The sequence below is a fragment of the Gloeocapsopsis crepidinum LEGE 06123 genome (assembly GCF_015207655.1).
In the GTDB taxonomy this organism is placed as follows: domain Bacteria; phylum Cyanobacteriota; class Cyanobacteriia; order Cyanobacteriales; family Chroococcidiopsidaceae; genus Gloeocapsopsis; species Gloeocapsopsis crepidinum.
This window is the reverse complement of the sequence record NZ_JADEWN010000020.1, coordinates 44,780-58,849: the sequence shown is the minus strand read 5'-3', so window position 1 is coordinate 58,849 and position 14,070 is coordinate 44,780. Positions and strand designations below refer to the sequence as shown.

At 42.3% G+C, this 14,070-nt stretch carries 12 protein-coding genes; 7 read left to right on the top strand and 5 right to left on the bottom strand.

Going from position 1 to position 14,070, the window contains the following annotated elements:
- Positions 1-206 precede the first annotated feature (206 nt).
- A complete protein-coding gene (locus IQ230_RS10210) occupies positions 207-1,724 on the top strand; it encodes an acyl--CoA ligase (protein WP_193931891.1) in 1,518 nt (505 codons plus the stop codon).
- A gap of 88 nt (positions 1,725-1,812) precedes the next feature.
- Positions 1,813-2,787 (top strand): 2-dehydropantoate 2-reductase, encoded by a 975-nt coding sequence (locus IQ230_RS10205; RefSeq protein ID WP_193931890.1) that lies wholly within the window; start codon positions 1,813-1,815, stop codon positions 2,785-2,787.
- A gap of 117 nt (positions 2,788-2,904) precedes the next feature.
- Here IQ230_RS10205 and IQ230_RS10200 read toward each other — a convergent pair whose 3' ends face one another.
- The 4 genes from IQ230_RS10200 to IQ230_RS10185 all read right to left on the bottom strand — a co-directional run bounded on the left by IQ230_RS10200 (position 2,905) and on the right by IQ230_RS10185 (position 7,685).
- On the bottom strand, positions 2,905-3,903 hold the full coding sequence (locus IQ230_RS10200) for an alpha/beta fold hydrolase (protein WP_193931889.1): 999 nt from the start codon (positions 3,901-3,903) through the stop codon (positions 2,905-2,907).
- 154 nt (positions 3,904-4,057) lie between these two features.
- Positions 4,058-5,638, bottom strand: a complete 1,581-nt coding sequence (locus tag IQ230_RS10195) for a gamma-glutamyltransferase family protein (RefSeq protein ID WP_193931888.1) — start codon at positions 5,636-5,638, stop codon at positions 4,058-4,060.
- A complete protein-coding gene (locus tag IQ230_RS10190; protein WP_228054736.1) occupies positions 5,638-6,882 on the bottom strand; it encodes an EcsC family protein in 1,245 nt (414 codons plus the stop codon). The genes IQ230_RS10195 and IQ230_RS10190 overlap by 1 nt, the downstream gene beginning before the upstream one ends.
- Positions 6,883-6,989: 107 nt before the next feature.
- Entirely contained in the window at positions 6,990-7,685 is a 696-nt protein-coding gene (locus tag IQ230_RS10185) for a hypothetical protein (RefSeq protein ID WP_193931887.1), read from the bottom strand.
- A gap of 347 nt (positions 7,686-8,032) precedes the next feature.
- Here IQ230_RS10185 and IQ230_RS10180 point away from each other — a divergent pair, with 347 nt between their 5' ends.
- Entirely contained in the window at positions 8,033-9,622 is a 1,590-nt protein-coding gene (locus tag IQ230_RS10180) for a glycoside hydrolase family 57 protein (RefSeq protein ID WP_193931886.1), read from the top strand.
- Positions 9,623-9,659: 37 nt separating this feature from the next.
- Positions 9,660-10,130 (top strand): VOC family protein, encoded by a 471-nt coding sequence (locus IQ230_RS10175; protein ID WP_193931885.1) that lies wholly within the window; start codon positions 9,660-9,662, stop codon positions 10,128-10,130.
- A gap of 5 nt (positions 10,131-10,135) precedes the next feature.
- On the opposite strand, the gene IQ230_RS10170 is transcribed toward IQ230_RS10175, so the two are convergent.
- Complete coding sequence (locus IQ230_RS10170) at positions 10,136-11,338, bottom strand: FAD-dependent oxidoreductase (protein ID WP_193931884.1); 1,203 nt, start codon at positions 11,336-11,338, stop codon at positions 10,136-10,138.
- 133 nt (positions 11,339-11,471) lie between these two features.
- On the opposite strand from IQ230_RS10170, the gene IQ230_RS10165 reads away from it, so the two are divergent.
- The 3 genes from IQ230_RS10165 (at position 11,472) to IQ230_RS26565 (ending at position 13,991) form a co-directional block, all read left to right on the top strand.
- On the top strand, positions 11,472-12,587 hold the full coding sequence (locus tag IQ230_RS10165) for an ABC transporter substrate-binding protein (RefSeq protein ID WP_193931883.1): 1,116 nt from the start codon (positions 11,472-11,474) through the stop codon (positions 12,585-12,587).
- 167 nt (positions 12,588-12,754) lie between these two features.
- Positions 12,755-13,642, top strand: a complete 888-nt coding sequence (locus IQ230_RS10160) for a phosphorylase family protein (RefSeq protein ID WP_322742366.1) — start codon at positions 12,755-12,757, stop codon at positions 13,640-13,642.
- A 55-nt stretch (positions 13,643-13,697) separates the two neighbouring features.
- Entirely contained in the window at positions 13,698-13,991 is a 294-nt protein-coding gene (locus tag IQ230_RS26565; RefSeq protein WP_265576202.1) for a 5'-methylthioadenosine/S-adenosylhomocysteine nucleosidase family protein, read from the top strand.
- The last annotated feature ends 79 nt before the right edge of the window (positions 13,992-14,070 follow it).

The window sequence follows — 14,070 nt, the reverse complement described above, 5'->3', positions numbered from 1 at the left end:
TATTAAAATTACCCTGATTAGTAGATTAATCCTAAGTTCTTTGTGAAAGACCTCTCCCTATCTCTTCTCTTTGTGTCCTTTGTGGTAGCCTACGGCAAGCCGCTATGCGTCTACGTTTCAAAAAAAGTTTACAACTCACAAAGAATTGCTATAGTACTAAAAAATCTCAAAAATAGGTGCAACTCTAGCAACTTAGAAGGAATCTTATGACTTCACTTAAATCAGTAACGTTATTAGATCTCCTAACAGGAGAAGAGCATCATCCGGCAATAGTTGCACCCGATAAACCGAGTTTAACTTATGGACAAGTGCGCCAACAGATTATAGAACTTGCTGCACAGTTAAACAATTTCGGAATTGGACGTGGATCGCGAATTGCGATCGCTATGCCAAATAGTCCTGAAATGATCTTGACATACCTCGCAGCCGCAACGTGCGGTACAGCAGCCCCACTCAATCCTAAATATAAACAAGAAGAATTTGCGTTTTATTATCAAGATACACAAGCGATCGCTTTAATTGTTTTAGGAGATGGTATTGCAGCAGCGCAAGCGGCGGTGACTCCTGAGATGATGGTGATTCAAGCAACACCAAAATCTGATGGTACGTTGTCCTTACAAAAGATTCAAGATAAAGAATATCCACCGCGAACAATTGAACAAACAGAATCAGAAGATGTGGCGATGATTCTACATACGAGTGGTACTACGAGTCGCCCCAAGTGCGTACCAATCAAACATCGCAATCTTGCAGCCTCAGCACACAACATTATTAGTACTTATAACTTGAGTGCCAGCGATCGCGCTTTATGTATTATGCCGCTGTTTCACGTCCACGGAATTGTTGCTTCAATGCTATCTACTTTAGCATCAGGTGGAACTGTCATTTGTCCTACCGGCTTTAATGCAATGGAGTTTTGGCGGATCTTAAGTGAGTTTCAACCAACATGGTACTCGGCAGTACCAACCATGCATCAACTACTATTAGCAAGGGCTGAACGCAATCAAGAAGCGATCGCAGCGAGTCGTTTACGATTCATTCGTTCGAGTAGTTCCTCGCTACCGCCAGTTGTTTTAGAACGCTTGGAAGCTACTTTTAATACTCCAGTACTTGAAGCATACAGCATGACAGAAGCATCGCACCAAATGACATCTAATCCGCTACCTCCGAGTACGCGCAAACCTGGAAGTGTTGGTTATGGGTTCGGTGTAGAAGTCGGGATTATGGATGAAGATGGCAATTTGCTAAAACCAGGGCAATTGGGTGAGATAGTCGTTAAGGGTGCAAATGTGTTTGATGGTTATGAAAATAACCCAGAAGCTAATGCTAAAGCTTTTACTCATGGTTGGTTCCGTACTGGCGATCAAGGGGTAATTGATGCAGAGGGCTATCTTTCTTTGACTGGGAGAATTAAAGAGTTGATTAACCGAGGCGGAGAAAAAATTTTTCCTGTAGAAGTTGATAATGTTTTACTACGTCATGTTGCTGTTGCGGAAGCACTTTCGTTTGCTGTACCGCATAAAACTTTAGGTGAAGATATCCATGCGGCGGTGGTTCTGAAGGATAATACAGTAAGCGAACAAGAATTGCGCAAACATTGTTCAGAACTTCTCGCAGAATTTAAAATTCCCCGTCAGTTGCATATTCTAGAAGAGTTACCACGAGGTGCAACAGGTAAATTGCAACGGTTGAATATGGCAAAGCTGCTGAAACTGAAAGATTGATATCATCTCTAGTTATTCAACTAGAATATCCTTGAGTTATTAACCACTAGTCACATTGTGGATAATTAACCGAATTTGATATAGCGCGATGAAAATTTGTATTGTTGGTGCAGGTGCTATTGGAGGATATATTGGTGCTAAGTTGGCGCTTGCTGGCGAACAAGTCACTTTAATTGCACGCGGGGCGCATCTGCAAGCTATACAGGAAAAAGGTTTAACGCTACGCAATGCAGATGGTACAGAAGAGTTAATAAAAAATGTTGTTGCGACGCAAGATATTTCTGCTGCTGGAACTCAAGATGTCGTGATTGTGGCATTGAAAGCGCAGAGTGTACCAAGTGTTGCAACTAGTTTACCTGCTTTGTATGGTGATGAAACCATTGTTGTTACTGCTCAAAATGGTATTCCCTGGTGGTATTTTCGCAAGTTAAATAGTTCTTATGCTGACTATCAAATTCAGTCTGTCGATCCTCAAGGAATTGTGGAAGCAAACATTCCTGTCGATCGCGTGATTGGGTGTGTGGTGTATCCTGCTGCTGAACTTGCAGCCCCAGGAATCGTACAACATATTGAGGGCGATCGCTTTTCTTTGGGTGAACTTGATGGTAGTAAAAGTACTCGCATTCAACAACTGTCGCAAACTTTTCGTCAAGCTGGAATCAAAGCCCCTGTACGCAACCAAATCCGCAATGAGTTATGGATTAAATTGTGGGGGAATTTAGCTTTTAATCCCATTAGTGCATTAACTAGATGCACACTAGAAGAGATTTGTCAATACTCTTTAACGCGAGAACTGGCACGAAATATGATGCTTGAAGCCCAGGCGATCGCAGAAAAACTGGGAGTTGAGTTTGGTATTTCCCTAGAGCAACGTATCGAAGGGGCAGAAAAAGTAGGCGCACACAAAACCTCGATGTTACAAGATATTGAAGCACATCGTCCGACCGAAGTGGATGCAATCGTTGGTGCAGTTGCAGAACTCGGAAAATTAACGCAAATCCCCACTTCTCATATTGATGCAATTTATGCGAGTGTTAAATTACTTGAAAAATCCGTAATTTGAACAGAAGCAAAGAGGTGCTGTGATGAGTTTAGTTGATTATGCAGCAATGTCTTATCAAGAGTTGAGGCGTTATTTTCTGACCATCAAGATGATACTGCTGCATTTCCAACATGGTTATTACAGAGCGCTACCACAACGCACTTTTTCAAAAACTTGGCGAATTGCATCAACGACTAATTCTGGTTTATCGAGTTGGATTGCGTGTCCACTTTCGCGAGCAATAATGTGAATGCCTTGGGGTGACTCACTAGCCAGATCTGCATGTAATTCTTGCAGTTTCTGAAGCACATCTTGGGTTATATCGAAGTCTGGCTTTCCAGACGACAAGACAATTAGAGGGATGTCAGGAAATGGCTTTATCTTTCGTGCTTGTTCAACCTGGCTCATGCTTACTGATACCGCAGCTGACTCTTGAGCAAAGGTTTTGCCAAACTGTGTTTGAGAATAGAGTGCTTTAGCAAGAGGTCGCATTGAAGGTGGAAATTTTTGAAATAGACCAGCCGCCATAGGCAAAGAATCAAAAGCGACAAGCAAACGAAGCAGCCCGATACGGGCTATAATCGGCACTACATGAGTTAACAATCTTTCAAGTCGTTGGTTCAATTCAACCCATTCGACTGGTGTCTCCTCATACATTCTCTCATGAGCAACATCCACTAAAACCATCCCAGCCACTTCTTCTGGATAGCAATAGGCAAATAAGCGACTAAATAAACCACCTAAAGACATTCCTACTAAGACATATGGCGGCTCAATTTCAACCTCTCTCAAAAGTTGTCGCAACTCACTGACGACTTGCTCAGCCGTGCGTGTTTCTGAACTCATATCACTCCAGCCATAGCCTGCTCTATCGTAGGTTAAAATTCTCGTAAATTTGGCAACTTCAGGCTGCACTAATTGCCAATCTAAGTGAGTGCCTCCGGTTCCACTATCTACAACGACTGTCAAGTGACCTTCACCCATAATTTGATAGTGCCAAGTTTTACCATTGATTTCAATTAATTTTCCAGATGGCGGAAACTTTCGGCGATCGCGACTTGTGGCAAGTGCTTGATAAATTGCTCCAAACCCGACTACTCCAATCAATACCCCAAGGGGTACAATAAGCCATAGCATCCTGTTGATCCTTCAAGCTTAAGTACGTTTGCAATTGTGCCACAGCGATAACTTGACCCACATAATAAGTTATTGGACAGTTGATAATCTGGGTTATATTTTGGTCGTTGTCTGTTTTTTTGCTCTACTTCCCATTCTCTACGTCGAAAAATCTTTAACCTGCTAATGCAATACCATCTGCACGCGGTTCAGAAGCAGCTATTAAGGTTTCTCCTTGCTTTAATATGATTTGACCTTTACCGAAGTTGCGGCGTTCGGCAATCATGTGAATATCGTGTCCGCGATCGCCTAATGTTAGGGCAACAGATGATGGTACTGTGGATTCCAATAACACAGTTTTACCTGTCGTAAACTGCCAGCGCGGTGCATCTAAAGCCGCTTGGGGATTCATGCCATAATCTGCTAAGTTAACTGCAACTTGAAGATGTCCTTGTGGTTGCATGTGTCCGCCCATAACACCAAATGGTCCTAGTGGGCGATTGTTTTGAGTAAGAAAACCTGGGATAATGGTATGAAATGGACGTTTTGCGGGTGCGATTTGATTTGGGTGTCCTGGTTGCAACGTAAAACCTGCGCCGCGATTTTGTAAAGCGATACCTGTCTCAGGAACTAAAATTCCACTACCAAAACCCATGTAGTTTGATTGAATAAAAGATACCATTAAGTCGCGATCGGCAGTGGCAAGATACACAGTTCCACCTTGGGGTAAATCTGATTTGGCAAATATGGCGTGTTCTTTAATTAACTGTCGTCTTTGCGCTGCATAAGTTTTATCAAGAAGGCGATCGCTTGTCACTTTCATGTGTTCAAGATCGCCAACATGGGCGCGAACATCTGCAAAAGCGAGTTTCATTGCTTCAATTTGCAGGTGATAACTTTGTACCGAATCGCGCGGGTAACGCGATAAGTCAAAGCCTTCGAGAATATTTAACGCCATTAAAGCAGCAATTCCTTGCGTGTTTGGCGGAATCTCCCAAACTGTTAAATCGCGATAATTTGTTGAAATTGGTTGTACCCATTCAGGTTGGTGATCAGTAAAATCTTCTTTTGTTAGCGTTCCTCCAGTGTCAGCAGCAAAATCAGCAATTTTTGCGGCTAAATCTCCACGATAAAAGCTCTCCCCTCCTGTTGCAGCAATTTCTCTTAGAGTTTTGGCGTGTGCTAAACTTCCCCAAATTTCACCTGCGCGTGGGGCGCGACGCGAAGGAAAAAATACTTGTTTAAATGCTTGAAATTCAGGAGCATTCAGTGATAAAAAGTGTGATGCAGCTTGCCATGCACGTGCCGTTTCCGGAGACACGGGAAAACCTTGTTCAGCATAACGAATAGCTGGGGCAAACAATTGCTCAAATGGCAGCTTACCCCAACGTTCCCACAGCGATCGCCACGCAGAAACTGCCCCTGGTACTGTCACCGTTAACCAACCTACAAGGGGAATTTGCGTAATATTGTCAAGCTGAAGGTTTTGCGGACTTTTACCTGATGCATTCAATCCATGTAATTGTCCATCCCATACTAAGGCAAAGGCATCAGAACCAATGCCATTAGAAGTTGGTTCGACGACTGTCAGTGCGATCGCCATTGCTAACGCCGCATCGACTGCATTACCCCCAGCCCAAAACATTTCCATTCCAGCCAAAGTTGCTAAGGGTTGACTGGTACTAGCAGCGTAGTTTTTTCCCAGAATCACGCGCCGCGAGGAAGCATAAGGGTATTGAGTTAAGTCGAACGACATTAAGATTGACCTTGATTCACTGTTGCTTGAATTGAGTTTAAGTCAAGATCGAACTTATCAGCGATCGCTTCCATGATTCGGGCTGCTTCGGGCGTAATGATGCCATCTTTTTGAGCAATTCTATAACACTGTGCCAATAAGGGAATCGCAAAATCACGATTAAGTTGGTTCAAGAGTGTTTCTAGAGGTTGGGGTGATTTGATATTGTTACCGATGCTTGCGAGTGAAGATTCACTGAAATTGAGATTTTTTAATTCAGGGAGAATTTCTTCCCACGATTTCTCTGGGTGACTTGCCAGGATCATGTGTACGAGAACTTGATCCATGACAGCTTCTTGGGCGATCGCCGTTTCAGCATAGCGATCGCTTTGTTCTTTGATGTCTGCAAGCGTTTCCTCAGAATCGATTGAGGAATTGCTATCTAACTTAGCTTCATAAAAGCGACAAGCTGCATAGCCTACTGAATACATAATTGCCGCATTAGAACTTGAACCAATCATTGCCCCAGCAAAGGGAATATTACGCAGTAAACCTAAGCCTGCGGTACGCAATAAACGTCCACCACCTAATGCTAAGCCGAAGATTGCTAAGACTTCACCTTTACGCGCTGGTTCTTTTAAATCAAGTCCGTAAGCAGCCGCAATCTGGTACACCATTTCTGCTTGCAAGCGCGTCGTTGCAGCTAAATCAACCGCAAGCAATGCTAAAGCTGCGCCTGGGAGAATACTACTTGCTAAACCAATTCCACCAGCGTATGTGGCTTTTTCCACCATGATGCGGTGGGCAATTTCACTGGGTGACTCATGGGGATACTCTTGTTGTAACTTTCTGACTTCCTCTGTTGCTTTTGTGACATCAACGTTATCAGTTGCGCCGACTATCCATTGCAGATTGAGAACGCGAGAAAAGCGACGTACTAACCAGTTGTCGCCAATGAAGCTAACCGCTTCACCAGCTGTCTGCGTTGCTTGAGAAATGAGATCGTGTGTTTGTTTTGTCGCTGCTTCACCAGCTTCTTGCGCAGTTTGAGCCAGAGATAAGCCTGTTTGGGCAGCAGTCGTTGCCACTGCTACAGTAACATCACCAACTGTTTTGGCAAAGAAATCAAATAGCGATGCAGCATCAGATTTATCCTCTGTTGCTGTGTTTTTTGGAGAAGACGTGGAATTCTCAGTTTTTGGCGGGAGAATTGTTACTTCAATATCTGATGCATCAGATGCAGGTGATTGCTTGGGATCTGTCATAAGTAAACTTGATTTGAACTAACTTTACTTTTCTTGTAGCGGAAATAGTAGAGATAAAGCATCTACCTGCGATCGCATCTTACCTAATGATCAGAATGATTTTTGTCTTACCAAACACGACTAACAGGAGTACTTCTATTTGTTTTTGGTTGCAGAAGACGTCGATCTACTTTAGTTGCGACATCTTGAAGTGATGCTTGTGGAGTGGTGCGATTGAGTGACATGACTGCTGTAAATACGCCCACATTTCCCCGCCGAAAGCTACCAACATCAACTTGCGCCCTTTGATTTAATGCACCTATTGCGAGTGTCGCCCCTGCTGAAGAATTCCCAACATTTAAGCGATTTGGTTGGTGTTGGAGAAGATTAGCTGCAACACCAATTTGAGGTTGCAATTTAGCAAATAACTGTTGCCAATATTGTGGTTGCTCGACTTGCCGCAGATTAGCATCGAAGCGTAGTAGGCTTAATAGTTGACTTGGTATTGTTGTCGTAAAGCCGGAAACAACTTCTAAGGTATTAGGGTTGACATAAACAAAGTAATCGTTGATTTGCAGATTTTGTTTCGTTAAAAGTGGCACGAATTGACTCAAGTAAGCTGCAAGTTGCGGTTTAAAAGCTGAGGGAACTTCTTCAAAACCTGCTGGTAAATCTTCAAGTCTGAGGGTAGCAGTTGATGTGGCTTGTTGTCCTAATTGAGATGGTGGTGTGGCAGCAGGAAGGCTTTTGGAAGTGGGGATAGTAACTACGGTAATTGCAGAGATTAAAGCAAGCGATCGCTGAAAGGTTTTGCCAGTTTTCATTACAAAAAGCGTTCTATCTACAAAAACTACTGACTTCTACCAGTATCTGTCTAGTTCCTGCACTTCCAGTATGAAATTCAGCATGACAAAGTCTCGGAAACCTCCACACGCAATGTCTTTACTGCCCAAGTTAGCTTTTAGCAGTTTACGTAGAGTCCCTTGATCCCTAACCTCTACTATAGACACCTAATAGTTTTCTGTATTACCTTCACTGCTCTAATTCCCACATCAAAGCTTTAGTGCAAAACAGGTCTTCTATGCGTCCCCATTTCGACATAAAATTTGTACAACATCCTGAGGTTCTCTCCATTACTGGTCTGTTCCTTAACCCATATTTTTAGATTGCTATGGCTATTGGCTACGTTGCCCTTGTTCTCCACGCCCATTTACCCTTTGTTCGTCATCCCGAAAGCGATTACGTACTCGAAGAAGAGTGGCTTTACGAAGCGATTACAGAAACATACATTCCCTTGCTGCAAGTCTTTGAAGGACTTAAGCAAGACGGTATAGATTTCAAAATTACGATGAGCATGACACCACCACTGGTGTCGATGTTACAAGATCCGCTGCTGCAAGAGCGGTACAATCATCACTTAGCCATGTTAGAAGAATTGGCTGAGTTGGAAGTGGAGCATAATACGCACAATGGTCATATTCGCTATTTAGCAGAACACTACGCAAGTGAATTCAACAAAGCACGTCAGCTTTGGGAACGCTATGATGGCGATTTGGTAACAGCATTTAAGCAATTTCAAGATAGTAATAACTTAGAAATCATTACCTGTGGCGCAACTCATGGCTATTTGCCATTGATGAAAATGTATCCCCAGGCAGTATGGGCACAAATTCAGGTAGCTTGCGAACATTACGAGCAAACTTTTGGTCGTGCGCCTAGAGGGATTTGGCTTCCTGAATGCGCTTACTATGAAGGCTTAGAGCGAATGTTGGCTGATGCTGGCTTGCGCTACTTCCTCACTGATGGACACGGTATTCTCTACGCCCGTCCGCGTCCGCGTTTCGGCAGTTATGCACCTATTTTTACGGAAACTGGTGTTGCTGCCATTGGACGCGATCACGAATCTTCACAGCAAGTTTGGTCATCAGAAGTTGGTTATCCTGGTGCGGCAGAATATCGCGAGTTTTATAAAGATCTCGGCTGGGAAGCAGATTACGAATATATCAAACCCTACATCATGCCCAATGGACAGCGCAAAAATACGGGCATCAAATATCATAAAATCACTGGTCGCGGTTTAGGTTTATCGGATAAAGCACTTTACGATCCCTATTGGGCGCGAGAAAAAGCCGCAGAACACGCGGGTAATTTCATGTATAACCGCGAACGCCAAGTTGAGCATTTGCATGGGATTATGCATCGACCACCAATCATTGTGTCACCTTATGATGCTGAATTATTCGGTCACTGGTGGTATGAAGGTCCTTGGTTTATCGATTACTTGTTCCGCAAGTCTTGGTACGATCAAGGAACTTATCAAATGACGCACTTGGCAGATTATTTAGTTGCGAATTCAACACAGCAAATTTGTCAACCTTCGCAATCGAGTTGGGGTTACAAAGGTTTTCACGAATATTGGTTAAATGAAACCAATGCTTGGATTTATCCGCATTTGCACAAAGCTGCGGAACGGATGATTGAATTATCACGCCGAGAACCTGCAGATGAATTAGAATGGCGGGCATTAAACCAAGCTGCAAGAGAAGTATTACTAGCACAATCATCAGACTGGGCGTTTATTATGCGCACAGGAACAATGGTTCCTTATGCGGTAAGAAGAACGCGATCGCACTTGATGCGTTTTAACAAACTCTACGAAGACATCAACATCGGTAAAATCGATAGCGGCTGGTTAGAAAAAGTAGAATCAATGGACAATATTTTTCCTAAGGTTAATTACCGCGTGTATCGTCCGCTTTAAAATTCATTAGGGTGGGATATTCCCACCTTTTTTATTTATGGGTATTACAGGATTATTTCACATTGCCATCAAAACAAACGATTTAGACGCAACTGTTGATTTTTATACCCAATTAGGATTATGTAAAGTAGAGCGACCAGATTTTGGTTATCCTGGTGCTTGGTTGGCGTGTGTAACTCCTGGAGGTGAAGCAATTATTCATATTTATGCAGGAGGTGCAGCATTAGGAACAGAAGGAAAATCACCCTTAGGAACCGCAGCAATTGACCACATTTCACTCACAGCGACAGGTTTCCATCAGTTTCGCCAAAAGTTTCAACAAGCCAATATAGAATGGCGTGAATTTATTGTTCCAGGAACAAATTTGTGGCAATTGTTTGTTTATGACCCAAATGGCGTGCAATTAGAGTTAACATTTGATGGTGCATTTGAAGAAGAACCACAACCTGATATGTCACCAGGAAAAGCATACGTTGCAGGTAGTAACTTTTTTAAAGCTAGGAACTAATCATATTAATCACAATTAGGCGTATCGCGATACAAACGCCTCAACTTTTCTAGAAATGAATTTTGAGTTTTTGCTTGCAGTTCCGTTATGGGGTTAGAACCAGCTAACAGCGAATCGCTAGCATCACGGGAGAACTGCTGGACAAATTTGATGCGATCGCGTCGTGTTGCTGTAAAACTCTCGACTAATGCAGGTACAGAGAAGTTTCGCTGATGTGCTAAATAACGACGCACTTGCGCCACAAAAAAACAACCATCTTCAAAAGCTTGCGTTGCGCCTTGTCCTAAAGTTGGAAACATGGCATGAGAGCTATCGCCTAAACATAGTATATGACCCCGTGCATCACCAAACGCTGGAGGAATTTCTTGAATTCTTGCCCAATGAATTTGTTCGATATTTTCGCAAATCGCAGTGACTAAAAACTCACAAACTTGACTATAGCCTTGCTGTGGTTTGTAGCATTGCCATAAAAAATCAGGTGATTTTGCTATTTCTGGAATGACTAAATCAGCTGCAATAGGAAACGAACCTGCAATGTATACTTCATCTCCAGGAATACTAAAAGCAAGCAAGCGCGAACCATTGTGAAACCACTGCTGGTAATCATCAATTAATTGTGGTGTGTTGGGAACGAGTAAACGATAAATGCAAGTTCCTAAATGTGCAGGTTGGGGTGTATCAATAAATGTCTGTCGTACTTGGGAATAGCGTCCATCACAACCAAGAATAAGGTCAATTTCGTGAAATTGATGACGTTCTCCAGTAACTTGATCTTCAACAACTAAATATAAAGGTGCTGATGAGTGCGTATAACCCATCTCTACGACGGTGGTATTGTAATAGACGTTGGTCAGATGCGATCGCAGTTGTCGATACAATTGTGACCAGCGAATCCGAATTCCAGGATTATCTGCTACTTGCAACAACGGTAAATCAAAAATCACTCTACCATCGGTTAGCCCTGCTTTCCAGGAATTCCACGGCAAACTTGTTCCTGCTGTTTGCAATGCTGCTGCTAATTCAGGATCGATCTGTTGTAGGATCTTGAGTGCGTTTGGACCTACATTTAACCCTGTTCCTGCTAAAAGATTTTCTTCTGGTCCTTTTTCAATACAGAAAATTTCTACTTCTAATTGCTGCAATCCTCTCACAATCAAACAGCCAGCCACACCCGCCCCAATTACCGCAATTCGCAGTGGTTTGCTCATACTATTTGAATTAATTTACCTTTGCATAAGCTCTCATTGAAAGCAGATGCGATCGCTGTATATTGCAATACAGAAACTTAGCAGTTGCCTCAACTTTAATGCGATCGCAGTCATTATCCGGTGATGATTCAAGGTGATCAAACGTTTTTCTCGTTTTATTCTCATTACCACATCCTTAATCCTCTTTTCTGGTTGTGGTTCACCTTCAGCAAATTCTCCGACAACCAACCCCGTTAGCCCCGCAGCTAGCCCTGCTGCAAATACTAATAATAACTTGACAAATGTCAATGTTCAGCTATCTTTTCTATTTCAAAGTTTGGATGCACCCTTGGTTCTTGCTATTAATAAAGGGTATTTTGCCGAAGAAGGATTGAATGTTACCTATGAACGAGGATTTGGCAACGTAGACACAATTAGTAAGCTTGGTGCAGGTGCATTTGATATTGCTTTTAGCGATATTTATAATACGCTGGAATTTAATGACAAAAATCCCAATGATAAAATCATAGCAGTTGCCGTTCCTTTTAATAAAGCACCGTTTGCCGTTCTCACTTTGGATCAGGCGATCGCCTCACCACAAAATTTAGCAGGTAAAACCCTCGGTGCACCAGCTGGGGATGGTCCGCGCAAATTATTTCCGCTATTTGCCAAAGAAACAGGAGTCGATCCAAATTCAGTTACTTGGACAACGATGGAACCAAGACTGCGCGAAACATTTCTCCTCCAAGGGAAAGTAGACGCCATTAGTGCTTTTTCGACTTCAGCTTTACCATCTTTACTCAAAGGTGGAAAAAGCATGGAAGATATTCAAGTTTTTTACTACAATGACTTTGGCTTAGACTTTTATGGCAACGCTATTTTAGCTAAAGAAAGTTTTATTCAACAAAATCCTGAAGTAATTCGCGGTTTTGTCAAAGCATATCTCAGAGGAATGCAAGATACCCTGAGAGATCCCAATGCAGCTTTAGATGCAGTTGTTGCAGCAGACCAAAGCAAATTAATTGATCGCGAAGCAGAGAAAGTTCGTTTACAAGTCGCACTTAACGACTTAATTATTACTCCTGAAGCAGAATCACTTGGTTTAGGTGCAGTCGATCCACAGCGGTTACAAACATCAATTACACAAACAGTCGAAGGTTTTGGGTTAAACAGTCAACCAACGGTCACAGATATCTTTAGTGATGAATTTTTACCACCCAAAGAAGAACGTATTTTACCACCACAAAATGAGCGACAACCGTTGTCTTAGAAATTACAAAATCATCAGTATTAGAAGTGAAATTGCTCTTTTGTCAAGCATGATTGATGCTTTTAAAAAGTTCAAGAATTACTAATTTTAAACGCTTTTAATCATAGTATTTGATTTGCTTAATAACAATACACAGCTCATCAAAACTTCTAAACAAGAAAGAAGCCGTGAAAAATCAAAAACTCAATTTCCAACCGCGTTGCTTTTATCTATTAGTTTGGCTTCTTGTTAGTGTCGCCCTACCCTTTAGCCGCACAAACGCCACACCAATTCAAGGAAAATGCGATGCAAGAACTGATCGAAAACCGAGATATGCTTTAATTTCTGCTTTTTCTGGAGAAGCCGATCGATTTATTAGTGAAATGCGCCGCAATAACAGCGAGAACCGCTATGAAGGCTGTGTCGTTATTAATGGTCATCGCTTTAGTAAGGGAAGATTGCGCGGTAAAGACGTTGTTGTTGTGTTGACGAACATCAGCTTAGTGAATGCAACGATGGTTACGCAACTCACTCTTGATAAATTTAGAATAAGCAATATTATTTTTAGTGGTATTGCTGGTGGAGTTGGTGCAAACGATGACGATCCCAACACTCCTAATGAAACACCTATTGGATCTGTCATTATTCCCAAACGTTGGGGTTTCCATCAAGAAATGTATTTTAATAACACTGCTGAAACTGTCCCCTGTGCAGCTATACCAGGACTTCAGCTAAATCACGTATTACAAGATCCTATCCAAGAAGCAGCAACGTGCAATTTTCTCTTTGGAATTGCAACGCAACCAGGACAAGCTAACCAAGAAACACTTTTTCAACCGGATGCAAAAAACGCATTTCTCCGCGATACTAACGTTAGTTCTGATAATACTCCACAGTACTACTTAGACAGCAATAACTTGCAACAACTGCGCGAAGTTCCCTTTCCAGGGATACCTGCAAACTCAGAGAATCAAGAATTGAAGTTTTGGTTTTTAGTCGATCGACAGATGTATAAAACAGCGCGTAAACTTAATGTTGAGTTGCTAGATTGTCCGCAAGTCGATCAATCAGTGTAGATGTACGACAACTCCTCTGGTTCCACCACCACAGTTAATTGTTGGTCAAAATGGATTGTCAGGTTCCACCTTTGTTGATAATGAGCAGTATCGGCGGTTTGTTGCAAATACACTTAACTTTGACGAAAACAGCGATCGCAACGAAGATACAGATATCTTAGTCCTCGATATGGAAACTACTGCTTCGGCAATGGTGGCATATTCTAATAATGTACCGTTTATTGCAGTGCGGAGTGTTTCTGATTTAGCTGGCGGAAGTGAATCAGCAGCAGTGCAAATTAATACTTTCTTTGCTGTTGCAGCCGAAAATCAAGCACGAGTTGTTTTAGCGTTACTAGACGCGCTGTAGAATTAGTTTCGGTAATTAATTATTGGGTCAATACTTGAAGGAATCATGTCTAATACCCATTTTTTTCTTGCTTGACTTA

Coding starts and splice junctions, on each gene's coding strand:
- IQ230_RS10175 (WP_193931885.1), top strand. CDS start 9,660: ATGGGTATTACAGGATTATTTCACATTGCCATCAAAACAAACGATTTA.
- IQ230_RS10170 (WP_193931884.1), bottom strand. CDS start 11,338: ATGAGCAAACCACTGCGAATTGCGGTAATTGGGGCGGGTGTGGCTGGC.
- IQ230_RS10210 (WP_193931891.1), top strand. CDS start 207: ATGACTTCACTTAAATCAGTAACGTTATTAGATCTCCTAACAGGAGAA.
- IQ230_RS10185 (WP_193931887.1), bottom strand. CDS start 7,685: ATGAAAACTGGCAAAACCTTTCAGCGATCGCTTGCTTTAATCTCTGCA.
- IQ230_RS10190 (WP_228054736.1), bottom strand. CDS start 6,882: ATGACAGATCCCAAGCAATCACCTGCATCTGATGCATCAGATATTGAA.
- IQ230_RS10180 (WP_193931886.1), top strand. CDS start 8,033: ATGGCTATTGGCTACGTTGCCCTTGTTCTCCACGCCCATTTACCCTTT.
- IQ230_RS10195 (WP_193931888.1), bottom strand. CDS start 5,638: ATGTCGTTCGACTTAACTCAATACCCTTATGCTTCCTCGCGGCGCGTG.
- IQ230_RS10200 (WP_193931889.1), bottom strand. CDS start 3,903: ATGCTATGGCTTATTGTACCCCTTGGGGTATTGATTGGAGTAGTCGGG.
- IQ230_RS10205 (WP_193931890.1), top strand. CDS start 1,813: ATGAAAATTTGTATTGTTGGTGCAGGTGCTATTGGAGGATATATTGGT.